Below are 22,620 nucleotides of genomic sequence, written 5' to 3'. Positions count from 1 at the left end.
AATCCATCCGGATGGCAATCCTTGTCCACGGCACTTCTGATCGAGCAACTTCTCAACGGCCTTCAGCTCGGAGTCATGCTGTTCCTGATGGCCGCGGGCCTGACGCTGATTTTCGGCGTGATGGGGCTCATCAATCTGGCCCATGGATCGCTTTACATGGTGGGTGCCTTCGCCTGCGCCACCGTTGCGGCGGCAACCGGCTCCTTCTGGATCGGCCTTGCAGCGAGCCTGGCGGCGGCGGCATTGGCGGGAGCCATCGTCGAAATCCTTGTCATTCGCCGGCTTTATGAGCGGGACCACCTCGACCAGGTGCTCGCGACCTTCGCCCTCATACTGATCTTTTCCGAAGGCACGCGCTGGCTGTTCGGCTCCTTTCCGCTCTATCTCGACATTCCCCCATTGCTCCAGGGCGCGGTGCCGCTGCCGGGGGGCGGGCAATATCAGCTCTATCGCCTGGCTATAATCGGCGTCGGCGTTGTGGTGGCGGTCGGCCTCTATCTTATGATCGCGCGCACGCGGCTCGGAATGCGCATCCGCGCGGGCGAGTCGGACCGCGAGATGATCGCCGCGCTGGGCATTGATATCTCCACCCTCTACACCGTCGTCTTTGCGCTGGGCGCGGGAATGGCCGGGCTTGCCGGCGCTCTGGTAGGCGCGTTGCAGTCGGTTCAGGTCGGCATGGGTGAGCCTGTTCTCATCCTCGCCTTTGTGGTTATCGTCATCGGAGGCATCGGTTCGATCAAGGGGGCACTTTTTGGCGCGATCCTCGTCGGCGTTGTGGACACGATGGGGCGCTTTCTCCTGCCGCAGGCGCTGCTTTTCATGCTGCCGCCTTCACAGGCGGCATTGGTAGGCGGCGCGCTGGCCTCCATGCTCATCTATATCGTGATGGCGCTCATTCTTGCTTTCCGCCCGCGCGGCCTTTTTGCGGCACACTCATGAGGCCAGCCTTGTCCCGCGAAGCAACCGTCAACGCTGTCCTTGCGCTTCTTCTGCTGGCAATTCCGCTTGCCGCGAGCGCGGCTGGACAGACATTCTACGTGACATTGGCAACCCGCATCGCATTGCTTGCGCTAGCTGCCGTGGGGCTGAATATCGCCCTTGGCCTTGGCGGCCTTGTCTCCTTCGGTCACGCAGCCTTCTTCGGGCTTGGAGGCTATGCCGCAGGCATCATGGCTACCCATGCATTCAACAGCGAGCCCTTGCTCTTCGGGCTTGAAGCCAGCACCTCCATGCCCGTGATATGGCTGGTGGCTGCGCTGGCCTGCGGGGTCGCTGCCCTGCCCATCGGCGCGGTGAGCCTGCGCACGACGGGCGTCTATTTTATCATGATCACGCTGGCCTTCGCGCAGATGATCTATTATTTCGCCATTTCCTGGCCGGCCTATGGCGGCGAGGACGGCTTGCCGATCTATGTGCGCAACAGCTTCCCTGGGATCAACACCGCAACGCCCCTTTCCTATTTCCTGCTGTGCTATGGGATGCTTATCCTCGGGCTGGTGCTGTTTCGCTTCCTGCGCGACTCGCGGTTCGGCGCGGCGCTACAGGCAGCGCGGCAGAATGCGACGCGACTTTCCGCCGTCGGCATCGCGCCATTTCAAATCCGCCTCGTCGCCTTCGTCATCTCGGCAATGATCACTGGCGTGGCAGGCGCGCTCCTGGCTGACCTGAACCGGTTCGTCAGCCCTTCCATGCTTTCCTGGCACATGTCCGGCGAGCTCATCGTGCTGATCATACTTGGCGGAAAGGGAAGGCTCTTCGGCCCCGTGGCTGGAGCCATGCTCTATGTTCTTTTCGAATATGCACTCGGCAGCTACACGGAACGCTGGCAACTTTTCCTCGGACTTATCCTGCTCGGCGTCGTCTTGTTTGCGCGGGGCGGGCTTCTCGGGCTCATCGCAGGACGGGAGCGACATGGCTGATCCAGTCCTTGAAATTCGCGAGTTGCGGAAGAGTTTCGGTGCCCTGAAGGCGACGGACGGAGTAAATCTCGATCTCGTGCCAGGTGAGATCCATGCGCTTATCGGTCCGAATGGTGCGGGGAAAAGCACGCTCATACACCTGATCTCCGGTTCGCTTGCGCCCGATCACGGCACGATCCGCTTTCTGGGTAAGGACATGAACGGCCTCAACATGGCGGCGCGAGCACGGCTTGGACTTGCCCGGAGTTTCCAGACCTCCTCGCTCGCACAGGAATTCTCCGCACTGCGTAACGTGATGCTTGCCATTCAGGCGAGGCAGGGGTCCAGCCTGCGCTTCTTCCGGCCGGTCATGCGCGACCGCAGCCTCATCGAGCCTTCCATGGAAATGCTGGAGAAGGTGGATCTTGCGGATCGCGCCCATGTGCCGGCCGCCGAGCTTTCCCATGGCGAGCGAAGGCAGCTCGAAATCGCCATCGCGCTCGCCCTTGGCCCTAAGGCCTTTCTGCTTGACGAGCCCATGGCCGGAATGGGGCCGGAGGGTACTCGGAGCCTTACAGAGTTCCTGGACGGCCTACGCAAGGAGGCGCCGATCCTCCTGGTCGAACACGATATGGATGCCGTTTTCGCGCTTGCCGATCGCATCTCGGTTCTCGTCTATGGCCGTGTGATCGCCAGCGGGAAAGTGGACGAAATCCGCAACCACCCCGAAGTCCGCCGTGCCTATCTTGGAGAAAGCCAGTGAGACTCCTGGAACTGGCCGATGTCGAATCCTTCTATGGTGCCTCGCAAGCACTATACGGAGTCAGCCTTACGCTGGACGAAGGCGAGATGGTCGCTCTCATGGGCCGCAATGGCATGGGCAAGACAACGACGATCAGATCTGTTTTTGGCCTGATCCGTCCCCGCAGCGGCTCGATCCGTTTCGAAGGCGCCGAAATTGCCGGCAGGCGACCGCATCGTATCGCAAGACTTGGCCTGGGGCTGGTGCCGGAGGGCAGACGCTGCTTCCCCAACCTCACCGTTTTCGAGAATTTGACGGCAGCGGCACGGGGGGGCGAATGGACGCTGGAGAAGGTGTTCGGGCTCTTTCCCCGACTTGAAGAACGCAGCGAACAATATGCCAACACGCTTTCGGGCGGCGAGCAGCAGATGCTGGCGATTGGTCGCGCCCTCATGACAAATCCGAAGCTTCTGGTGCTGGACGAGGCCACGGAAGGATTGGCGCCCGTGATCCGGCAGGACATCTGGCGCGCCCTTTCGAAGCTGAAAGCCAGCGGCCAGACCATCCTCGTCGTCGACAAGACGCTGTCAGAACTTTTGCGGGTGGCCGACCGTTGCTACATCCTGGAGAAAGGCAAAACCGTTTTCGAAGGAACCCCGGAGGCGCTCACACCTGACCTTCAGGACCGTTATCTGGGCGTCTGATGAGCGTTCATGTCACCATGGTGCGGTGAGCGAAACGTGCTTCCTTCCATAATCCGGTACGCAGCACTTCTTCCAGCACCTCGACTGCATGCCACACATCGGCGAACCCGATATATAGCGGGGAGAAGCCGAAGCGCAGCGTAGAGGGAGCGCGAAAGTCTCCAATGACGCCACAAAAAATCAACGCCTGCATAATCTCATAGGCGTTCTGATGCGCGAATGCGACCTGGCTGCCGCGCCGATGTCCTTCGCGCGGGCTTTCCAGCGTCAGACCAAAAGCGCTGCATCTTGCCTCCACCAGCCCGATGAACAGATCGGTCAAGGCAATGCTCTTTTGCCTTACCAGTTCCATATCCACTCCATCCCAGATGTCGAGCGCGGCCTTCAGCGCCCTTAGCGACAGGATGGGTTGCGTTCCGCATTGGAACTTGGCGATGCCTTCGGCGCCGGAAAAGCTCTGCTCGAAGGCGAAAGGACGTGCGTGTCCCCACCAGCCGCTGAGGGGTTGCTGCGCCTGTGCATGATGACGCTGTGCCACATAGATGAAGGCGGGTGCGCCGGGGCCGCCGTTGAGATATTTGTAGGTGCAGCCGACAGCTAAATCAGCTTCCGCCTTATCCAGCTCGACGGGCAGCGCACCCGCGGAGTGACAGAGATCCCACACGGTGAGCGCGCCCGCCTCATGCGCCCTGCGGGTGAGCGCCGTCATGTCGCGAAGCGCACCCGTCCTGTAGTTGACATGGTTAACGAGGACGGCCGCGACCTGATCGTCAATCAGCTCCTCGATCGTGGGCGCGTCTACGCCTTCAAGCCGAAGGCTCGCCCCGTTATGCGTGGATACCACCCCCTCTGCCACGTAAAGATCGGTAGGGAAGCTGTCACCTTCTGCAACGATAACAGGCCGGCCAGGCCTAAGGACCATGGCGGCATGGAGAGCTTTGTAGATGTTGATCGAGGTGGTATCGCATACGGCCGTCTGGCCAGGCGCAGCTCCCACCAGCCTACCGATACAATCCCCCAAGGTAAGGGGCAAAGTAAACCAGCCCGCGCCGTTCCAACTGCGGATCAATCCCTCGGCCCACTCCTTTCTGGCGGCGCTTTCCAGATCGGCAAGAACGGAGTGCGAGGCAGGGCCTAGAGAGTTGCCATCGAGATAGACGATCCCTTCGGGCAAGGAGAACTCGTGCCGAAGCGCCCTCAAAGGGTCGGCAGAATCCATGACATTAACAGCGGCGAGATCCGGCACTTGGAACATGGCTATCCTCCGACGCTCAGGCAAACCTGCGGCTGACATAGGGCGAGGCTCTTAGCCCGAAGCGCCATGGAGTGGTGATGCCTCGCGATATACCAATGCGCGTGCCAACCATGACGGGAAAGTGCTGTTCCGGCAGCGTCAGCTGAAAAGGCGGTGCGAAAAGGGGAGCGCCGTCCATTGAGCCATCGATACCGAGCGCTTGGGAGAGGCGGCCGGGGCCCGCGCAGAGCAGGCGCGGAGATTGCGTTCCGCGCCGCTTCTGCATGGTTTCAATTCCAGCCGAAGGCTCAAGAGCACGGATCAGGACAGCGCTACCGGGAAGGCAAACGAAGTTGAGGCACCAATGGATGCCATAGGAGCGATAGACATAGGCGTGGGCGGGCGCCCCGAACATGGAACTATTGCGTGAAGTAGGGCCCCGATAGCTGTGAGAGGCAGGATCGTCGCGATCATATGCCTCCGTTTCCACGATCACGCCACCGGTTTCTCCCACCAGCAGCTCCGCGCCGATGAGCTCCCTTGCCACCTCCGGTGCCGGCCGGGAAAAGAAAGCAGGCAGCTCGGTGTCAAGAAAGTTTGCTATCTGCATTGCTGCTCAATCCGGCACGACGGCCATTGCCTGGATTTCCACCTTGGCACGGTCCTCTATCAGTGCCGCAACCTGGACGGCGGCCATTGTGGGAAAATGACGGCCGATCACCTCGCGATATGCTGCGCCAATCCCCTTGAGATTGGCAAGATATTCGGCCTTGTCAGTGAAATACCAGGTCATCGAGGTAATGTGCTCGGGGCCGGCACCCGCCTCGGCAAGCACGGCAACGACATTCTGGAGCGTCTGCCGCACCTGATCGACGAAATCGTCGCTCTCGAACTCGTAATCACCGTTCCAGCCAACCTGGCCTCCAACGAAAACGAGTGTACCACGCGCCGCAATGCCATTCGAATAGCCGACAGGTTTTGCCCAACCCTCGGGCTGCAAAATGGTGTGCATTCAATTCTCCGCTCAAGCAACGATGGAATTATGGAGGCGATCTTTCGTCAGTCTTTTCTTGCTGCCGACAGCACCTGCCGCGCGATCACCACTTTCTGTACGTCGGACGCACCCTCATAGATGCGCAAGGCGCGTATTTCACGGTATAGGCGTTCCACGATGTGCCCGCTTCGAACGCCGTCGCCGCCATGGAGCTGGACCGCCCTATCGATCACGTCCTGAGCGCGGTCGGTCGCAAAGAGCTTTGCCATCGCCGCCTCGCGCGTAACCCGTTCGGCCCCATTGTCCTTGGTCCAAGCCGCTCGGTAAATGAGGAGCGCGGCAGCGTCGACATCGAGTGCCATATCGGCAAGATGCCCCTGGACCATCTGCAACTCAGCCATCGGCGCGCCGAAAAGTTTCCGCTCGCCGGCGCGCTTTACGCTTTCCTGAAGCGCTCGCCGCGCAAAACCCAAAGCCGCCGCGCCAACCGTAGAGCGGAATACGTCGAGCACCGACATGGCGATGCGAAAGCCCTCGCCCGGCTTGCCGATCATCGCTGAGGCTGGCAGGCGCACATCTTCAAAGGAAAGACGCGCCAAGGGATGCGGCGCGATCACCTCCAGCCGCTCGGCAATATTCAGCCCCTTTATATCCGCCGGAACGAGGAAGGCGGAAATTCCCCTGGCGCCGGGACCTTCTCCTGTCCTGGCGAAGACCACATAGAAATCAGCTATGCCGCCGTTGGAAATCCAGGTCTTCTCGCCATTGACCACATAGAAATCGCCGTCACGTTCTGCTGCCATGTCCATATTGGCCACGTCGGAGCCGGAACGTGGCTCTGAAAGCGCAAAAGCGGAGATCGCGTCGCCCGCGCGCGTCCTTTCCAGCCATTGCTTCTGCTCCGGCGTGCCGTAAAGGCTGATCGCTCCGGTGCCGAGCCCTTGCATGGCAAAGGCGAAATCGGCAAGCCCGTCATGCCGGGCCAGCGTCTCGCGCGCAAGGCACAGCGTCCGCACATCGAGCGCTGCGGGAACGGCAGGATCAACTGCCGTGGGCTTCAGCCAGCCGTCGCGCCCTAGCTTCGTGACGAGTTCACGGCAAGCGGCATCGACGTCATCATGGGCGACGGGCAGGTTTCGCGCGCACCACGTTTCCAGCCGCTCCGCAAAGTCGCGATGGCGATCCTCGAAGAAAGGCCAGCAAAGGAAAGAGCGGTCCACCATCAATTGCCCTCGAAAACGGGCTTTTCCTTCGCCACGAAGGCATTGTAGGCGCGCTCGAAGTCGCGGGTCTGCATGCAGATTGCCTGAGCCTGCGCCTCGGCTTCGATCGCCTGTTCAAGGCTCATGGACCATTCCTGGTTGAGCTGTGTCTTGGTGATGCCATGGGCAAAGGTCGGGCCCGAAACTATGCGCCCGGCAAGGGCCAGCGCCTCCGCCTCCAGTTCCTCCGCCGGAGCCAGCCGGTTGTAGAAGCCCCAGCGCTCTCCCTCTTCGGCACTCATGGTGCGGCCAGTATAAAGGAGTTCCGCTGCCCTACCCTGCCCGATGATACGCGGCAGGATCGCGCAAGCGCCCATGTCGCAACCGGCAAGCCCCACCCGAGTGAAGAGAAATGCCGTCTTTGCCGCCGGGGTCGCGATGCGAAGATCGGAAGCCATGGCAAGGATGGCACCAGCGCCGACCGCCACCCCATCGACGGCTGAGATGATCGGCTTGCCGCAATTGAGCATTGCCTTGACCAGGTCGCCCGTCATACGGGTGAACGACAGAAGCTCCTTCATGTCCATCTTGACCAGCGGACCAATGATGTCATGAACATCGCCACCGGAGCAGAAATTGCCGCCATTTGGCAGAAGAACGACTGCGTCCACGTCTTCGGCATAGGCGAGGCTGCGGAATGTATCCCGCAGTTCCGCATAGGAATCGAAGGTGAGCGGGTTTTTGCGATCAGGGCGGTTGAGCTGGATGATTGCAACCCGGCCCTCCATGCGCCAGAGAAAATGTTTCGGCTCCAGACCAGCCATTTCAACCGCTTTCAATGTTCATTCTCCCAATTGCTACGAAATGCATAAAGCAGCTTCGAAAGCTCATGCACCTCTGCCGTGTCGATCCCCGGAAGCAGTTCCGCGATCCACTGCTCGTGTGCTGCCGCCATCTTCTCGAAAAAGGCAGCGCCAGCCTCGGTCAGCCGCACCACCGAGGTGCGCTTGTCCCCTTCTCGCCGCGTGCGCGTCAAATAGCCGTCCCTGACCAACCGGTCGACAATGCCGGTAACATTGCCATTCGAAACCAGAAGGAACCGCGAAAGATCGCTCATCAGCATGCCTTCCGGCTGCCGATGCAGCGCCGACATCACATCGAATCGTGGAAGGGTCGAATCGAAGTCGCGCTTCAGCCGCTCCCGCAACTCCGCCTCGACAATGCGCGTCATACGCAAGAGCCTGATCCAAAGGCGAAGGCGTTCCTTGTTACCTGTGCCCTCCTCAACCAGAGAAAGCGGCACGCTCACCATGTCTCTCCCCCAGAGATTGACAATGCTTGCCCGGTCACCGAGGCAGAACCGTCGCTGCAAAGCCACCGCACAACAGACCCGACCTCCTCCGGCTGTATGAACCTTCCCTGGGGATTGCATGCCATCAAGCCCGCGCGCGCCTCATCAGGCGTGCGCCCCGTCTTCTCCACGATCCGCTCGACCGATCGTTCCAGCATCTCTGTTTCGACGTAGCCGGGGCAGACCGCGTTGACCGTCACGCCGGTGCGGGCAAGCTCGGCGGCAAGCGCGCGCATGAGGCCAATCACACCATGTTTGGAAGCCACATAGGGTGCAACATAACCGTACCCTTTGAGGCCCGCCGTGGACGCGATAAAGACGATCCGGCCGCTCCTGCGCGCCATCATTCCAGAAAGAGCTGGCTGAACCGTCAGGAAAGCTCCGGTCAGATTGACGTCCAACGTCCTCTTCCAGTCTTCGAGCGAGACCTTGGCTGCCGGTGCGCTGATGGCAATTCCTGCATTGGCGACGACAACGTCGATCGCTCCACGCTCCAGCTCAGCCTGTTTGTAAAGGGATGCAATAGATGCTGCGTCAGTGACATCGGCAGCAATCGGATGAAGCCGCGAATATTCTTTAGCGGCAGCCTCCAGCGCCTCCATGCCCCGTCCGCAGATCGTCACCTCCATTCCCGCATCGGCTAGCGCATGGGCAATCGCCCGGCCAACACCCGAGCCGCCACCCGTGACCAGCGCGTGTCGCAGGCCCGTCATGGCAAATCCTTCCGGATGATGCGTAACATTCGATGAAGGGTTGGGCTGCATTATCACACTCTTCCGAGCATTGCGTCACGTCGCTCGGCAAGACGGTAGGCTTGTTCGCGGCCCGGTAGATAGGGATTCGGCCATTTAACGTGACGGTCGCCGAGATCCACCGCCGCGTGCAATGTCCAATAAGGATCGGCAAGATGCGGCCGGGCAAGACACACCAGATCCGCGCGACCGGCCATCAGGATGGAGTTTACATGATCCGGTTCGTAGATATTGCCGACCGCCATCGTCGCCATTCCAGTCTCGTTACGGATGCGGTCCGAGAACGGTGTCTGGAACATCCGGCCATAGACCGGCTTCGCGCGGGTGGAAGTCTGCCCGGCAGAGACGTCGCAAACATCCACACCGGCTGCCTGCAACATGCGTGCGATATCTACCGCGTCCTCGGGCAGGATGCCCTCATCGCCCACCCAGTCATTGGCAGAAATGCGCACGGAAATGGGCTTCTGCGCCGGCCATACGGAACGCACCGCGTGGAAAACCTCCAATGGATAGCGCATGCGGTTTTCCAGGCTGCCGCCATATTCGTCGGTCCGCTTGTTGGTGAGCGGCGTAATGAAGGCGGACAGGAGATAGCCGTGCGCCATGTGCAGCTCCAGCATGTCGAATCCGCAGCGGTTCGCCATCTCCGCCGACGCGACGAAAGCATCGCGCACTTCGTCCATGTCCTTGCGCGTCATCTCGCGCGGCACCTGATTGGCCTTGCTCCAGGGCACAGGCGAGGGCGCGATGATGGGCCAGTTTCCGGAGACAAGCGGCATGTCCGCATCCTCCCAGCCGACCTGCGTCGAAGCCTTGGCGCCCGCATGGCCAATCTGAGCACAGATCTTCGCTTCCGTCTCGCGATGGACGAAATCGACTATGCGCTTCCATGCAGCTTCGTGTTCCGGCTTGTAGAAGCCGGGACAACCCGGAGTGATGCGCCCTTCCGGTGTCACGCAGGTCATTTCGATATAGACAAGCCCCGCGCCGCCTTTCGCCCGCTCGGCATAGTGGACGAAGTGCCACTCTGTCGGACAGCCGTCGACAGCCCGATACTGCGCCATCGGAGAAACAACAACGCGGTTGACAAGATGCATCTCCCGCAACCGGAAGGGCGCGAACATCGGCGCACGCGCGCCATTCACATTGCTGCCCGCCTTACGCTGGAACCAGGCTTCGGCATTACTGAGCCATTCGGGATCGCGAACCCGCAGATTCTCGTGGCTGATGCGCTGCGAACGGGTCAGCAGCGAGTAATTGAATTGAACCGGGTCGAGATGAAGATACCGCTCTACGTCCTCGAACCATTCGAGCGAGTTGCGCGCAGCGGACTGGAGCTTCAGCACTTCCGTCCGCCGGTCGTGCTCGTACTTCGCAAAGGCAGCTTCAAGAGTCGACTCGGAGTGAAGATAATCGGCCAGCGCCACCGCGCTTTCAAGGGCCAGCTTCGTGCCCGATCCGATCGAGAAATGAGCGCTCGCCGCCGCATCCCCCATCAAGGCGATATTCTCGTGCGACCAGCGCGCGCAAAGCACGCGCGGGAAATTGATCCAGGCCGAACCACGGATGTGGTTGGCATTGGACATGAGGCTGTGACCGCCCAGATACTTGGCAAAAATACGCTCGCAGGTGGCGATCGACTCTTCCTTCGTCATATCGCCGAAGCCGAACCTTTCCCAGGTTTCCGGCGCGCATTCGACGATGAAGGTGGCCGTATCCGTGTCGAACTGGTAGGCGTGCGCCCATACCCAGCCGTGCTCCGTCTCCTCGAATATGAATGTGAAGGCATCATCGAATTTCTGGTGCGTGCCAAGCCATACAAATTTGCACTTGCGCACGTCGATATCCGGCCGGAAAACATCGGCGAAAACAGCCCGTGACTTAGAGTTCAGGCCGTCCGCAGCGATCACCACGTCATGGGTTTTCATGAAGGGGCGAGGATCGTCGATCTCCGTCTGGAACCGCAGTTCGACACCCAGCTCGCGTGCCCGCTCCTGCAGGAGCAGAAGCAGCTTTTGGCGGCCGATGCCGCAAAAGCCATGGCCGCTCGATACCGTCCGTGTACCTCGATAATGCACGGAAATATCGTCCCAATAGGCAAAATTCGCCCGCACGGCAGAGGCGCTTATCGGGTCGTTCGCTTCCAGATGCGTGAGCGTCTCGTCCGAGAGCACCACACCCCAGCCGAAAGTATCGTCCGGACGGTTGCGTTCGTAAACCGTGACCTCATGAGTTGCATCCCGCAGCTTCATCGAGATCGCGAAGTAAAGTCCGGCCGGACCACCGCCAAGGATCGCTACCTTCATGGGCTTACCTTCTCTGGAATTGCCTTCGGTCGCATTGAGGCAGGATCGCACCCAGCAAGATATATTTCAAGCCTAAAATATCTTCTGCGGCTTCCTCTATCTAGTCGTTTCTCTTGGTAACGGCTTCTTCTCACGCATCAGCGAAGATGTGGCACCGCTTCCGTCATGGTGGATGAAGACCAGCCTTTGCACCAGGGTCCAAACACGCTGGAAGCGCGTCCAGGCGCACGGTAAAAGCGCCTGAAAGACTCCTTACTGGCCGGAGTTTGAAGCATCGGCTAAATGCCCGTAGACGCTAAGACGTCTTAGAAAACCACCACGCTCCTGATGCTCTCGCCCTGGCGCATCAGGTCGAAGCCCTTGTTGATTTCATCCAGCGTCAGCGTGTGAGTGATCATCGGGTCTATCTCGATCTTGCCTTCCATATACCAGTCGACGATCTTCGGCACGTCCGTGCGCCCGCGCGCGCCGCCAAAGGCAGTTCCCTTCCAAACACGTCCGGTGACAAGCTGGAACGGTCGCGTGGAAATCTCCTCGCCCGCCCCCGCAACGCCGATGATGATGGACTCGCCCCAGCCGCGATGTGCCGATTCCAGTGCCTGCCGCATCACGGTCACGTTGCCGGTACAGTCAAATGTGTAGTCGGCCCCGCCGATCGTATCAGCTCCGCGCTTGGTCAAATCGATAAGATAAGGGACCAGTTCGCCTTCGACCTCCTTCGGATTGACGAAATGCGTCATACCGAAGCGCTCGCCCCATTCCTTCTTCGCATTGTTGATGTCAACGCCGATGATCATGTCGGCTCCGGCAAGGCGAAGTCCCTGAATAACATTGAGCCCGATCCCGCCCAGGCCGAAGACGATGGCTGTGGAGCCGATTTCCACCTTCGCCGTGTTGATGACGGCGCCAATGCCGGTCGTCACGCCGCAACCGATATAGCAGATCTTGTCGAACGGTGCGTCCGGATGAACCTTGGCCACCGCAATCTCAGGCAGCACGGTGAAATTCGAGAATGTCGAGCAGCCCATGTAGTGAAAAAGCCGTTCGCCCCCGACGGAGAAGCGCGAGGTTCCATCCGGCATGAGCCCCTGCCCCTGGGTAGCGCGAATGGCGGTGCAAAGGTTGGTTTTGCGCGACAGGCAGGAGGGGCACTGGCGGCACTCTGGCGTGTAAAGCGGGATAACGTGATCGCCCTTGCGGACGCTCGTCACACCAGGGCCGACATCGACCACCACACCTGCGCCCTCATGGCCGAGGATAGCAGGAAAAATTCCCTCCGGATCGGCCCCAGAGAGCGTGAAGTCATCGGTGTGGCAGATGCCCGTGGCCTTGATCTCGACAAGGACCTCGCCTTCGCGGGGGCCTTCAAGGTTTACCTCCATGATCTCCAGTGGCTTTCCGGCGGCGACGGCGACGGCGGCGCGGGTCTTCATCGGCTGCTACTCCTGCAGGACAAAATCACACGGCGGTACAGACACTGAGCCATACCAGGGTCGAGCCTTCATCGACTCGGCGGCGTCGTCAAGTATCTTGCTTTCGTTCGACAGGATCCGGGAGGTAAGAAGTTTTCCTTCGACGAGCATCATTCTGCCTCAGCCGTGCTGTTTCACCTTGGTTACACCACGGCAAGAGGCTGCTTGCCCGAAATACCGCAACATTGCATAGTCTGAAAAATGGGCGGAAACGAAATATCCTGGCATCCACGCAATCTGACGATCACCCAGCGTCTTATTGCCCTGACTGCGCTCGCAATGCTGCCAGCCGTGGCAGTGGTGATCTTCTACATCGCTTCGCTTCACCAGCAGAAGGAGCGGGAGGTGCATACGCTTGCTCTGCAGCAGGCCCAGATGGTGAGCCTGGAAATGGAGCGAATCATTTCCGGTGCGGAAGGCCTCCTGCTTTCGCTGAAGCTTTCATCGACCATCCAGGAGTTCGAGTCACAGGATTGTGAACGCTACCTCGCTGCCGTTCAGGCAGAGCTGGCCCGCTTCCTTGGCTTTGCAGTGGCAGATAGCGAGGGCACCGTGCGATGCGCCTCCACCACGGTAATGGAGCCTCTGCAAATCCGCGACCGGCCCTATTTCCAGGAAGCGGTTGAAACAGGCGGCTTCGTCGTCGGCGAATTCTCACGCTCCAAATTCGGTGAACTATCTTCCCTCCCCCTCGCGCTGGCGATGAAAGATGGCGCGGGCAACGTAATCGGCGTCATCATGACCGAGATCAACCCGGACTGGCTCCGCGGCCGTCTGGAAGAGCGAAATCTTACCGAGGGCAGTTCCATTACCGTCACCGACCGGAGCGGCGTCATTATTGCCCGTGAGCCGTTTCCCGAGCGGTTCGTCGGGACCAGCGTCCCGGAGCATTTCCTGAAGCTGGTAGGCGCGTTTCGTCCCGGCAGCCTCCTGCTCGACGACCAAGACGGCACACGCAGCGTCCTTGGCTACTATCCCCCGGCATTCGCCGGTACCGGGCTTTTCATCAGTGTCGCGCTGTCAACGGAAAGCGCGTTCCGGGAAATCAACGCTTCCACCTACAAGAGCATCGCCATTGCAGTCATCGGGGCCGCCGCAGTCTTTGTCATTGCATGGATGGTTGGCGAACAGCTTTTCCGTAGGCCGATCAGAAAACTCCTTGATACGATATCCGCCTGGCGGAGGGGGAATGACACGGCCCGGACCGGCATCGTGGACGACGGCAGCGAGATTGCTTCGCTGGCGGCCGCCATCGACGAGTATATGGACAAGCTTTCGGCAGACCGGGTGGCGCGGCGGCGCGCCGAAGAGCACAGAAATCTGCTCGTCAGGGAACTCGACCATCGCGTGAAGAACATTCTGGCGACGGTACAGGCGATTGCAACCCAGTCCTTCCGGAATGAACGCTCGCAGGCATTCGAGGTATTCACCGGCCGACTTGCCGCCATGGCCAGTACGCACGACATGCTCATGAAGGACAATTGGGCCACCGCAGAGATTTGCAAGATCATCGAGACGGCGATCAAGCCGTTCAACGAAGAGGGCCGGCCGCGCTTTTCGCTAAGCGGTCCCCCGATGATGATTCGTGCCCGGGCCGCACTCGCTCTCTCACTGGCGGTCCACGAGCTTTGCACCAATGCGGTAAAGTACGGGGCGCTTCGGACCGATGCCGGCCATGTCGCGGTAAAATGGATGGTGGAACCCGGTAAGGACGGTTTTATCTTTACATGGACCGAACGAGGCGGCCTACCGGTTTCGCCCCCGGAAAGACCCGGCTTTGGGACTCGGATGATAGAACGAGCTTTGGCAGCGGAGTTATCGGCCAGCACCGACCTCAGCTTCCCGGCCGAAGGCTTCACTTGCAGGGTGAAATGCGCACTATCCTCCATCGTTGGAGACGATAGCTCGACAGAGAAAGCTGCATAACCGAAACTATCCAAGCGGTGCGGCCTAGGTTAAACAAACCCTATCCAGCGTCCCGCAATGACAGCAGCGATCCAGATGACAAGAGACAGGCCAGCCATGGGCCTGACCAATGGAGATGCGCTGTCGTCAGTTGATGTGTGGCGCCAGGGAGCAATGGTCCGGAATAGCAATGCATTTGTGATGCCGAGGCCAAGAAGCACCATCTTAGTAATAAATGCCGGGTTCCCAGCATACTCTTTGGCCCGCACGGTGAAGAGCACCACGCCGAATGCAATTGCCAGGAGGCTACCAATCATCGCAGCGCGCGAGAGGAAGGGGCCTATGACATCGAGAGGAACGTGCCGGAAAAATCCAAGCAGACGCAAGTCGAGCGGAATGATCGCGCCGATCAGAATCCCAATTGATATGATGTGCGCCGCATTGACGAACATGTAGAGCGTTGGCGATGCTATCAGTGCCTGAGCAAGCGTGCTGCCTGACAGCCAGTCGAACAAGTTCAGCACATCATCGTCAATTCGTGATCCGGTCAGGATACAGATCGTAGTTCTTGCCGCTTATCGTGATGCGGACTGCCTTGATCAGGTTCTTGCTTTTATCAAGCGAACGATTGCCCAGAACGGTGACCTCATCCCCAACCTCAGCCGATCCCGGTACAAAACCGGAGCGCTTGGTCTGGGCAGGATTGGCCAGGTCGACCTGCCAGATCTGGCCATCGACATCAACCACAAGGGAAGGATGAGGCGGCGCAAACGAAATCTCCTGGATCGTTCCGTTCAGCTCGCTCAGTTCACCTTCGGCCCAGCTCCAGCCGTGGTGGGCCAATGCTGCTGTCGCAAATAGGGCTGAAGCGTAGAAGGCAGCAATAATGGTTTGCGGGTTCAGTGCCATGGCAAACTTCCTCAATGTTGACGCCGCAATCCCCGCCGTTCAGAGTGGACGCTTGCAAGTAAAGCGTCCACTCACAATAGGCTGAAGGATAGCAGAGCGAAGGCTCTATGAGGAGGGAGTTTGGCTGTCCTGCAGCCAGCTTGCCTGGTGACTGGCACATCCGGAAAAGCTTTGTTGTGCGACCGCCGGCCGCGGTACCATCATCCTTGTCACCGGGGCGAAGCTTCGTTCCTCCTCTTTGTTGCGGAACCTTGCCGCAGGCCAGGAAGTTTCTGGAGAAAGGAGGGACGCTCATGTCCGAACGGGATGAAAAGATAAGACAGCGCGCTTACGAGATATGGGAAGCAGAGGGCCGCCCAGAAGGCCGGGAGGCAGAACATTGGGCACGCGCTTCCCAGGAGATCGAGGCCGAAAGTGCCCCCAATTCCGCGGAAACCGATAACGGTCGGGATGCAGTTAACATCCACGCCTCAAGCCAGAACCCGGGACGCCGGAAATCCGCAAAGGCAATGCCCGGCAGCACGGGCGAGCAAGAGGAAGAAGCAGCCAGAAACACAAGAAAATAGGCGGCGAGAGAACTACCGTGCCTCCAGCACCGCCACAGGCATGTCGTTCCAGAGTCCGGAAAGCGGAACCTCAGGACCTTCCACTGGAATACCGGTCAGGCTGCGGTATCCGCCTGAGCTGGCCGGAAGACGCAGGACCGTCCGAGCGAAGGCACTGGATATCCAGGATTGCCGCCAAGGTTCGCAGTGCCGCAGGACGATTCTCGGCACGGCAACTACGATCCTCGCCCGGCCCAGCGAACGCGTGAAGGCAACAACATGGTATGCTTCGTTGCCAATGACTGAAACCTCATCGTAATCCCCATGGCTGAAAAGCCGCGCTTGCGCAGCGCGCAGGTGCAGAAGCCGATGCAGCAGCCACATCTTCGGCACGCCCTCCTGCCACCGTCCCATGGCTTCCGCTGCCGACATACGCCGAACTTCATCTAGAAGGCGATGCCGCAATGCAAAATCCACCGGGCGGCGGTTGTCGGGATCGACCAGACTGTAGTCCAGAAGCTCGCAACCCTGGTAAATGTCGGGAACGCCGGGAAGCGTGAGCTTCAAGGCCAGTTGGGCAAGGCTGTTGACAATGCCGGCGGGTTCGAGTGCTGCCACCAGCGCCCGCACCTCTCGCAGGAAGCTTCTCCGACGCGGAGTAAAGACAGCACTGATATACTCTTCCACCGCCTTCTCATAGGGCACGTTCTGGTCGGTCCAGCTCGTATGCCTTTTCGCCTCGCGCAGTGCCTTTGTCATGAAGGCGGCAAGCCGCCGGGCGAGCTCTTGCAATCCTTCCTCGTCTTGCAGGGAAAGGTCAGCCGGCCAGGCTCCCGTCAGCGCCTGATAGAACAGCCACTCCGTACTGGGGGACGGTGCAGCACCCCGAGGCAGCGCAGTGCGCATCTCCGCCGCTGCTTCGTGCCAGCGGGAAACCGCTGCAGCCCACTCCTGCGGCATCTCACTCAACACGGCCAGCCGGGCGCGGGCATCCTCGCCGCGTTTCGTGTCGTGCGTAGCGGTGGCCGATAGGGCGTGTGGCCACCTTTCCGCGCGCTTCTTCATAGCAATATGGAAGGTGCCAGGATCGAGCCCGAATTCATCGGGTTCCGCGCCGACCTCGTTAAGTGCAATCAAGCGATTGTAGCGATAGAAGACGGTGTCTTCGACCGCCTTGGCCATCAAGGGCCCAGTCGTCTGTTGGAACCGGGCGATGAAGGTAGTGCGCGCGGATGAACCCTGCGCCGGCTCCAGTAACAAGGATGCGATGAAATCCAAAACCCGATCGTCTTCCACCTCGCGGCCCCGCTCGACGCGCCCGACCGCGCTGCCGATCAGTTCCCGGTCTTCTTGGGAAGCCCCTCCGCTGTCGATGTAGGTCCGGTAGACCGGAAGCACCGCCGCCAGTTCCACAATCGCCAACCGCAGCGCATCAAAGCCGAAATCGCGGGTTGCGATATCTTCTACAGCGACTGCGCGTGCAAGCCGCACGAGCGCATCGAGTTCCCCGGCAAGGTTTACGGTAAGGATACGCCGCTTGGCGTGTAGCACCTGACGATGAAAATTTGGATCATCGCCCGTGAAGCGGCACCATTCATACGTCATGGCAGCGCGGTTTGACGGCTCAACCTGCACAGCAGTAATCAGCCGCGATACCTCATAGCCCGTCGTCCCAGCGCACAGCCAGTCGCCGCGCAGGTCCTCTCCAGCACCAAGAATCTTTTCCACCACCACATAATGTGGCCCGGACGATTCGCGTAGCGCAGCCAGATAAGCCTTGGGATCTGCCAGCCCGTCCACATGGTCGATGCGCAAGCCCTCGACAACCCCTTCACGGACAAGCCGAAGTGAAAGCTGATGGACGTCCGCGAAAACAGCGGCATCCTCGACCCGGACACCGACTAGATCGGAAATCTCGAAAAAGCGCCTATAGGTCAGCGCTTCTCGCGCCAGCCGCCAATAACCGAGCTGCCATACTTGCGCTTCATGCACCCGGTGGAGGAGCTTCTTGTCCGCATTGACCTTCGCAAGCAGTTGCTGCCGCGCGGCGGGATCAAGCGCCGCGGGATCAACGCCCTTCCCGAAAATCCGCGCGATAGAGGACGGAGTGAGGGGAAGCGACAGTTCATGATATCCCAATACCGGTTCGCCGGTATCATCCTCGATCCTTATTTGGAACAACCCCTGTGAAAGAGCCTCACCATACGGCTCGCCCAGCAGCGGCAGAAGCAGTTTCGGGGCTTGCCAGTCTATATCGAAATGCCGCGAGAACCGGCTTTCGCGCCCGTGTTTCAACACGTCCCTCCACCACGGATTGGCCGTGGAAACGGCCATGTGGTTGGGAACGATATCGAGTATCAAGCCAAGCCCATGTTCCTTAAGTGCCTTGGCAAGGGTGACAAAGCCTATCTCGCCGCCAAGCTCCGGGTCGAGCGCCTGAGGATCGGCAACGTCGTATCCGTGGCTTGAGCCGGGCGCCGCGATGAATATCGGCGAAGCGTAGAAATGGCTGATTCCAAGCTTGGCAAGATAGGGGACGATCTCGGCCGCTTTCTCGAAGGTCATACCCTCTCGAAACTGAAGGCGGTAAGTGGCACGCGGAACAATCATGAAAGGCGCGGCCTTTCCTGCACTATGGCCTCGATAACGGCGCCGAACATCTGCGAGGCTTCCAGTTCCTCGATAGGCACGGGCAGTTTTCGTTGCCAATTCGGATGCTGATCGACCGTGCCGGGAATATTGGCCTGCCCGGCGACGCCCAGCAGATCCTCCATTTGGGCAGCGGCAAGCCTTGAGGGTGTCTTTGCCACAAGCCGGTGGATGGCGGCACAGGTTGTCTCGTTGAACTCCTTGCTCACACCCGTCATACTCATCGAGTCGAGCAAGTTTATCGCCTGCTGTTTCTGGCGGGCGCGCAGCTTGCGCTGCCCGTCCGCACCTTCCGTATCATAAAGCCCAATTCGCTCGCGAAGGTCGATGTCGCTGCCGGTCCACCATCCGGCAAGGGTGCTCGTGTCGTGGCTGCCAACACAGGCAAGGGCTGAACGAGGCCAACGATCGGGAGGAATGAAGCCCTGCTCGCTCCTCTCGAAATAGAAGATGCGGTAACCAAGCAGGTTGGCGCGGTCCATCTCTTCCCGAAAGCCATCCGGCACAACACCGAGATCCTCGCCGATGATGATGGCCGCCGGCGATATGTCCTGCCTCGTGTGCGATAACGCCAATGATCTCGTTGGGCGTTTCAGATGTGAGCAGCGCGCCGGTATGGATGAAGATGCGCCGGCCAGCCACAAAGGCGTTGAAACGATGATCGTTGACGAGAATAATCTCGATTCCTGAGCGCGAAAGTCCGGCCGCCTGCAAGATCGGGCGTGCATATTCGCTAACGAGAGCTTCGATCTCCGCATCCCGTACGACCGGCACGCGCCCTTGTGCCTGAACCGCAGCTAACGTCATCACCAAGGCACTGGCCAGGACAAGGGCCACTGCGGCGATATGGGCAATGGCGGTAAGAAAACGCTCAGGAAAGTTCATCATGGCACGGAATGGTTAGCCGAGCATCATGGCGATGAAAAGACGCAAAAGCGGCTTCAAGTTCTTTTGATGCAAGGCGAAACGCTCTCCTCGCCCGAATCAATGCGGCTGCTGTCGCGAGCTTGCCCGGTTCCTGTGCTGTCCGGCCGGAGCGCATTGAAGATTACGGCCGGCCGGAATGCCCTGGAAGTCTAAAAGAAGCTCTTGCGCTGCCACCAGCCGGTTCTGCGCTGTAGCGGCTCTTCGCCTTCCTGCAGGGAAGAAACGACAGGTTCCTGAGTGGAGGAGGCGACGGGCTCCTTCTCTTCAACTTTTTCCTCGCGCGGCCGGCGCCTGCCGGGTTTTGCTGCTGGCTGTTCGGCGTCCTCCGCGGAAACAGAAGCCTGAACCTGCTCCGATGAAGAGACCTGGCCGGCGTCGGCTTCCGAAGGGGCCTCGCCCGCCTTATCTTCCTGGCTGACTTCCTGCACTTCCTTGCGGGCGCGCGTTCTCCGCCGCGGCTTCGGCGCTGGTTCCGCCTTCTCCAACTCGCTTGTTTCGCCGGCAGCAGGTTCAGAGGAAACCACGGCCGCAGGTCCAGAGTCGGCGGCAGCCGCAGCAGGTTCGGGGAGATCGGTCGCCGCAGGCTCGGAGGCATCTGTAGCAGCAGGCTCGGAAATATCCTGCGCCACGCTCTCAGCGATCGCTGGAGACGCCTCTGATTCGGCGGGCGATTCGCTTAGCTGTGATGCACGAGCATCCTCATCAGGGCGCTCTGATGAAACGGACGTGACCTCAGCCGCGCTTTCCTCTTCCGCACCGGCCCCCTCACGCCGGTTGCGCTTCCCGCCGCGTTTGCCCCGATGGCGCTTCTTTCGTGGTTCGGCTTCATCTCGCGGGGCGGCTGCGGCTTCCTCGGTGGGGGAAGGCTCTTCCGCCTCGTCAGCCATCAGATCATCGCTGGCTGCATCGGCACCCAGTTCGCCGTTCTTGTCACGTCCGCCGCGCCTGCGACGCTTGCGCCTGCGCTTGCGGCCCGCACCGCCGTTCTCCTCCTCGGAAGCAGCAGCTTCGTGATCGCCGTCCAACTCATCTTCCGAAGATGTGTCTTCCGTTTCTGCCGTCTCGGGAGTTTTCTCGGGCAAACTGGCCGATTTTGCAGCGGAGATATGGGTGGAGGGTAAACCCTTCACGATTGAATAGTGCTGCCCGCTCAGATGCTCATCGGCCTCGATGGTGACGGCAACTCCGAAACGATTTTCCAGGTCCATCAACGTCGAGCGTTTCTGGTTAAGCAGGTAGAGCGCGGCGGATGACGAAGTGCGCACGGTGATGTCGTAGCGCGACTCCTTAAGAAGATGTTCCTCTATGGCGCGCACCACCATCAGCGCTACCGAGGAATCGGACCGCTGGTAGCCGGTCCCGCCGCAATGCGCGCAGGGCTGCATCGTGCTTTCCAGAACGCTGGAGCGGATGCGCTGACGCGACATCTCCAGGAGCCCGAAATGGGAGATGCGGCCCACTTGAATGCGCGCACGGTCATTCTTCAGACATTCCTTGAGGCGCTTCTCCACTGCACGGTTGTTGCGGCTCTCCTCCATATCGATGAAGTCGATGACGATCAGGCCCGCAAGATCGCGCAGCCTGAGTTGCCGGGCCACTTCCTCCGCCGCCTCCAGATTGGTCTGGAGCGCAGTGTCCTCAATGGAGTGTTCCTTGGTCGACCGCCCGGAGTTGACGTCGATAGCGACCAACGCCTCGGTTTGGTTGATGATGATGTAGCCACCTGACTTTAGCGTCACCTGAGGCTGCAGCATCTTGTCGAGTTGTGCCTCGATGCCGTTGCGGGCGAAGATGGGAACCGAGTCGCGATAGGGTTGCACGACCTTCGCGTGGCTCGGCATCAGCATCCGCATGAAATCCTTGGCCTCGCGGTATCCTTCCTCGCCGGCCACCAGGATCTGGTTGATTTCCCTGTTATAAAGGTCGCGCACGGAGCGCTTGATAAGGCTGCCTTCTTCGTAGACGAGCGATGGAGCGATGGATTCGAGGGTTACGCTACGTACCCGTTCCCACAGGCGCATCAGATAGTCGTAGTCGCGCTTGATTTCCGCCTTGGTGCGGTTGGCGCCGGCGGTGCGCAATATGACGCCCATCCCTTCCGGGACATTGAGGCTCTTGACGATTTCCTTGAGCCGTTTGCGGTCGGCAGGATTGGTGATCTTGCGCGATATGCCCCCACCCCGCGCCGTGTTGGGCATCAGCACAGAATAGCGCCCGGCAAGCGAAAGATAGGTTGTAAGGGCAGCGCCCTTGCTGCCGCGCTCCTCCTTTACGACCTGTACGAGCAGGATCTGGCGCCGCTTGATGACTTCCTGGATCTTGTAGTCGCGCCGGACAGGCCGGCGGCGCACCTGCGCCTCGTCAAGAGCATCGCCTGCGCCGACGATGTCGATCTCGCCGTTCTCGTCGTCATCGAGCCCGTTTCCATTAGCCCCGTTTCCATTCGCCGGAGGAGCCTTCTCGGAGATGACATTGTCATGCACCTCTTCGGCCACGGCAGGCTGGTGGCCATTCTCCGAAAACTCCTCCGCCGGCGTGGCTGCATCTTCCTTGGCTGTGCTGCGCTTTCCGTTACGGCGGCGGCGCTTGCTGCGGCCCGAATCGTGTTCATCGGCCTCTTCGTCGGCGGCCTTTGCCTCCTCAGCTTCCGCTTTCAGAAGCGCCTGCCTGTCAGCAACGGGGATCTGATAGTAATCAGGATGGATTTCACTGAAGGCCAGGAAGCCGTGCCGGTTACCGCCATATTCGACGAAAGCCGCTTGGAGTGAGGGTTCAACGCGCGTCACCCGCGCCAGATATATGTTACCTCTGAGTTGCTTCTTGTCCTGGGATTCGAAATCGAACTCTTCGATTCGGTTACCGCGTACGACGACTACGCGTGTTTCCTCCGGGTGGGAGGCGTCTATCAGCATCTTGTTGGGCATTAAATCTAGTCTCCCCGGCGCGATTCTTCGTCCGGGCATACGCATCTCTTTGTGCGGAAGCCGTACTTACGAATCTTGTGCCGGATAATTTGAGGTGTGCCGA

At 60.0% G+C, this 22,620-nt stretch carries 21 protein-coding genes and 1 pseudogene; 7 read left to right on the top strand and 15 right to left on the bottom strand.

Features of this window, described 5'->3' with window-relative positions; all coding sequences use genetic code 11:
* Positions 1 to 21 precede the first annotated feature (21 nt).
* The 4 genes from HUS57_RS05520 to HUS57_RS05505 are packed head-to-tail and all read left to right on the top strand — an operon-like array spanning position 22 to position 3,347.
* Positions 22 to 942: a branched-chain amino acid ABC transporter permease gene (locus HUS57_RS05520; RefSeq protein WP_173931876.1), complete on the top strand. Its 921-nt coding sequence runs from the start codon at positions 22 to 24 to the stop codon at positions 940 to 942.
* A gap of 8 nt (positions 943 to 950) precedes the next feature.
* Positions 951 to 1,922, top strand: a complete 972-nt coding sequence (locus tag HUS57_RS05515; RefSeq protein WP_246727745.1) for a branched-chain amino acid ABC transporter permease — start codon at positions 951 to 953, stop codon at positions 1,920 to 1,922.
* The gene (locus HUS57_RS05510; protein WP_173931874.1) at positions 1,915 to 2,664 is read left to right on the top strand and encodes an ABC transporter ATP-binding protein; all 750 of its coding nucleotides are present in this window, start codon (positions 1,915 to 1,917) and stop codon (positions 2,662 to 2,664) included. The genes HUS57_RS05515 and HUS57_RS05510 overlap by 8 nt, the downstream gene beginning before the upstream one ends.
* The gene (locus HUS57_RS05505; protein ID WP_173931873.1) at positions 2,661 to 3,347 is read left to right on the top strand and encodes an ABC transporter ATP-binding protein; all 687 of its coding nucleotides are present in this window, start codon (positions 2,661 to 2,663) and stop codon (positions 3,345 to 3,347) included. Before HUS57_RS05510 ends, HUS57_RS05505 begins: the two co-directional genes overlap by 4 nt.
* A 7-nt stretch (positions 3,348 to 3,354) precedes the next feature.
* On the opposite strand, the gene kynU is transcribed toward HUS57_RS05505, so the two are convergent.
* The 9 genes from kynU to HUS57_RS05460 form a co-directional block, all read right to left on the bottom strand.
* Positions 3,355 to 4,602 (bottom strand): kynureninase, encoded by a 1,248-nt coding sequence (kynU, locus tag HUS57_RS05500; protein WP_173931872.1) that lies wholly within the window; start codon positions 4,600 to 4,602, stop codon positions 3,355 to 3,357.
* Between the two features lie 16 nt (positions 4,603 to 4,618).
* Positions 4,619 to 5,191: a DNA-3-methyladenine glycosylase gene (locus HUS57_RS05495; RefSeq protein ID WP_173931871.1), complete on the bottom strand. Its 573-nt coding sequence runs from the start codon at positions 5,189 to 5,191 to the stop codon at positions 4,619 to 4,621.
* Between the two features lie 6 nt (positions 5,192 to 5,197).
* Positions 5,198 to 5,593, bottom strand: a complete 396-nt coding sequence (locus tag HUS57_RS05490; protein WP_173931870.1) for a RidA family protein — start codon at positions 5,591 to 5,593, stop codon at positions 5,198 to 5,200.
* Between the two features lie 47 nt (positions 5,594 to 5,640).
* Complete coding sequence (locus HUS57_RS05485; RefSeq protein WP_173931869.1) at positions 5,641 to 6,798, bottom strand: acyl-CoA dehydrogenase family protein; 1,158 nt, start codon at positions 6,796 to 6,798, stop codon at positions 5,641 to 5,643.
* A complete protein-coding gene (locus tag HUS57_RS05480) occupies positions 6,798 to 7,601 on the bottom strand; it encodes an enoyl-CoA hydratase family protein (RefSeq protein ID WP_173932303.1) in 804 nt (267 codons plus the stop codon). Before HUS57_RS05480 ends, HUS57_RS05485 begins: the two co-directional genes overlap by 1 nt.
* 11 nt (positions 7,602 to 7,612) lie before the next feature.
* On the bottom strand, positions 7,613 to 8,089 hold the full coding sequence (locus HUS57_RS05475; protein WP_173931868.1) for a MarR family transcriptional regulator: 477 nt from the start codon (positions 8,087 to 8,089) through the stop codon (positions 7,613 to 7,615).
* The gene (locus tag HUS57_RS05470) at positions 8,083 to 8,841 is read right to left on the bottom strand and encodes an SDR family NAD(P)-dependent oxidoreductase (RefSeq protein ID WP_173932301.1); all 759 of its coding nucleotides are present in this window, start codon (positions 8,839 to 8,841) and stop codon (positions 8,083 to 8,085) included. The genes HUS57_RS05475 and HUS57_RS05470 overlap by 7 nt, the downstream gene beginning before the upstream one ends.
* Before the next feature lie 53 nt (positions 8,842 to 8,894).
* Positions 8,895 to 11,186, bottom strand: a complete 2,292-nt coding sequence (locus HUS57_RS05465; RefSeq protein ID WP_173931867.1) for a bifunctional salicylyl-CoA 5-hydroxylase/oxidoreductase — start codon at positions 11,184 to 11,186, stop codon at positions 8,895 to 8,897.
* A 305-nt stretch (positions 11,187 to 11,491) separates the two neighbouring features.
* Positions 11,492 to 12,619 (bottom strand): S-(hydroxymethyl)glutathione dehydrogenase/class III alcohol dehydrogenase, encoded by a 1,128-nt coding sequence (locus HUS57_RS05460; RefSeq protein WP_173931866.1) that lies wholly within the window; start codon positions 12,617 to 12,619, stop codon positions 11,492 to 11,494.
* 240 nt (positions 12,620 to 12,859) lie between these two features.
* Between HUS57_RS05460 and HUS57_RS05455 the strand changes: the two genes are divergently transcribed.
* On the top strand, positions 12,860 to 14,584 hold the full coding sequence (locus HUS57_RS05455; protein WP_173931865.1) for a sensor histidine kinase: 1,725 nt from the start codon (positions 12,860 to 12,862) through the stop codon (positions 14,582 to 14,584).
* A gap of 29 nt (positions 14,585 to 14,613) precedes the next feature.
* Here the strand turns inward: HUS57_RS05455 and HUS57_RS05450 are convergent, their stop codons facing one another.
* Both HUS57_RS05450 and HUS57_RS05445 read right to left on the bottom strand, forming a co-directional pair.
* Positions 14,614 to 15,078: a DUF6644 family protein gene (locus HUS57_RS05450; RefSeq protein ID WP_348640560.1), complete on the bottom strand. Its 465-nt coding sequence runs from the start codon at positions 15,076 to 15,078 to the stop codon at positions 14,614 to 14,616.
* A 16-nt stretch (positions 15,079 to 15,094) separates the two neighbouring features.
* Positions 15,095 to 15,472, bottom strand: a complete 378-nt coding sequence (locus tag HUS57_RS05445; protein ID WP_173931863.1) for a DUF6152 family protein — start codon at positions 15,470 to 15,472, stop codon at positions 15,095 to 15,097.
* Positions 15,473 to 15,765: 293 nt separating this feature from the next.
* On the opposite strand from HUS57_RS05445, the gene HUS57_RS05440 reads away from it, so the two are divergent.
* Positions 15,766 to 16,038, top strand: a complete 273-nt coding sequence (locus HUS57_RS05440) for a DUF2934 domain-containing protein (protein ID WP_173931862.1) — start codon at positions 15,766 to 15,768, stop codon at positions 16,036 to 16,038.
* Positions 16,039 to 16,050: 12 nt separating this feature from the next.
* Here the strand turns inward: HUS57_RS05440 and treY are convergent, their stop codons facing one another.
* The 3 genes and pseudogenes from treY to HUS57_RS05425 form a co-directional block, all read right to left on the bottom strand.
* Positions 16,051 to 18,627 (bottom strand): malto-oligosyltrehalose synthase, encoded by a 2,577-nt coding sequence (treY, locus tag HUS57_RS05435; RefSeq protein ID WP_173931861.1) that lies wholly within the window; start codon positions 18,625 to 18,627, stop codon positions 16,051 to 16,053.
* A complete protein-coding gene (locus HUS57_RS05430) occupies positions 18,624 to 19,148 on the bottom strand; it encodes a 4-alpha-glucanotransferase (RefSeq protein WP_348640559.1) in 525 nt (174 codons plus the stop codon). Before HUS57_RS05430 ends, treY begins: the two co-directional genes overlap by 4 nt.
* A gap of 49 nt (positions 19,149 to 19,197) precedes the next feature.
* Positions 19,198 to 19,473, bottom strand: a pseudogene (locus HUS57_RS05425) (M48 family metalloprotease); the annotation flags it as partial.
* A gap of 39 nt (positions 19,474 to 19,512) precedes the next feature.
* Here HUS57_RS05425 and HUS57_RS05420 point away from each other — a divergent pair.
* Complete coding sequence (locus tag HUS57_RS05420; protein WP_173931224.1) at positions 19,513 to 19,746, top strand: hypothetical protein; 234 nt, start codon at positions 19,513 to 19,515, stop codon at positions 19,744 to 19,746.
* On the opposite strand, the gene HUS57_RS05415 is transcribed toward HUS57_RS05420, so the two are convergent.
* Positions 19,743 to 22,517, bottom strand: coding sequence for a ribonuclease E/G (locus HUS57_RS05415; protein WP_173931859.1), 2,775 nt, complete (start codon positions 22,515 to 22,517; stop codon positions 19,743 to 19,745). The genes HUS57_RS05420 and HUS57_RS05415 overlap by 4 nt on opposite strands.
* Positions 22,518 to 22,620: the final 103 nt, after the last annotated feature.

It is taken from the genome of Chelativorans sp. Marseille-P2723 (assembly GCF_902809845.1).
Classification (GTDB): Bacteria; Pseudomonadota; Alphaproteobacteria; order Rhizobiales; family Rhizobiaceae; genus Chelativorans.
Note: the sequence above shows the minus strand (reverse complement) of the source record. Positions and strands in the feature narration are given on the sequence as shown.

What these genes read in the sequence shown, in the direction of transcription:
- HUS57_RS05510 (WP_173931874.1), top strand. Translation starts at nt 1,915, where the DNA reads ATGGCTGATCCAGTCCTTGAAATTCGCGAGTTGCGGAAGAGTTTCGGT.
- kynU (WP_173931872.1), bottom strand. Translation starts at nt 4,602, where the DNA reads ATGTTCCAAGTGCCGGATCTCGCCGCTGTTAATGTCATGGATTCTGCC.
- HUS57_RS05495 (WP_173931871.1), bottom strand. Translation starts at nt 5,191, where the DNA reads ATGCAGATAGCAAACTTTCTTGACACCGAGCTGCCTGCTTTCTTTTCC.
- HUS57_RS05490 (WP_173931870.1), bottom strand. Translation starts at nt 5,593, where the DNA reads ATGCACACCATTTTGCAGCCCGAGGGTTGGGCAAAACCTGTCGGCTAT.
- HUS57_RS05485 (WP_173931869.1), bottom strand. Translation starts at nt 6,798, where the DNA reads ATGGTGGACCGCTCTTTCCTTTGCTGGCCTTTCTTCGAGGATCGCCAT.
- HUS57_RS05480 (WP_173932303.1), bottom strand. Translation starts at nt 7,601, where the DNA reads ATGGCTGGTCTGGAGCCGAAACATTTTCTCTGGCGCATGGAGGGCCGG.
- HUS57_RS05475 (WP_173931868.1), bottom strand. Translation starts at nt 8,089, where the DNA reads ATGGTGAGCGTGCCGCTTTCTCTGGTTGAGGAGGGCACAGGTAACAAG.
- HUS57_RS05470 (WP_173932301.1), bottom strand. Translation starts at nt 8,841, where the DNA reads ATGACGGGCCTGCGACACGCGCTGGTCACGGGTGGCGGCTCGGGTGTT.
- HUS57_RS05465 (WP_173931867.1), bottom strand. Translation starts at nt 11,186, where the DNA reads ATGAAGGTAGCGATCCTTGGCGGTGGTCCGGCCGGACTTTACTTCGCG.
- HUS57_RS05460 (WP_173931866.1), bottom strand. Translation starts at nt 12,619, where the DNA reads ATGAAGACCCGCGCCGCCGTCGCCGTCGCCGCCGGAAAGCCACTGGAG.
- HUS57_RS05455 (WP_173931865.1), top strand. Translation starts at nt 12,860, where the DNA reads ATGGGCGGAAACGAAATATCCTGGCATCCACGCAATCTGACGATCACC.
- HUS57_RS05445 (WP_173931863.1), bottom strand. Translation starts at nt 15,472, where the DNA reads ATGGCACTGAACCCGCAAACCATTATTGCTGCCTTCTACGCTTCAGCC.
- HUS57_RS05440 (WP_173931862.1), top strand. Translation starts at nt 15,766, where the DNA reads ATGTCCGAACGGGATGAAAAGATAAGACAGCGCGCTTACGAGATATGG.
- treY (WP_173931861.1), bottom strand. Translation starts at nt 18,627, where the DNA reads ATGATTGTTCCGCGTGCCACTTACCGCCTTCAGTTTCGAGAGGGTATG.
- HUS57_RS05430 (WP_348640559.1), bottom strand. Translation starts at nt 19,148, where the DNA reads ATGGACCGCGCCAACCTGCTTGGTTACCGCATCTTCTATTTCGAGAGG.
- HUS57_RS05420 (WP_173931224.1), top strand. Translation starts at nt 19,513, where the DNA reads ATGGGCAATGGCGGTAAGAAAACGCTCAGGAAAGTTCATCATGGCACG.
- HUS57_RS05415 (WP_173931859.1), bottom strand. Translation starts at nt 22,517, where the DNA reads ATGCCCAACAAGATGCTGATAGACGCCTCCCACCCGGAGGAAACACGC.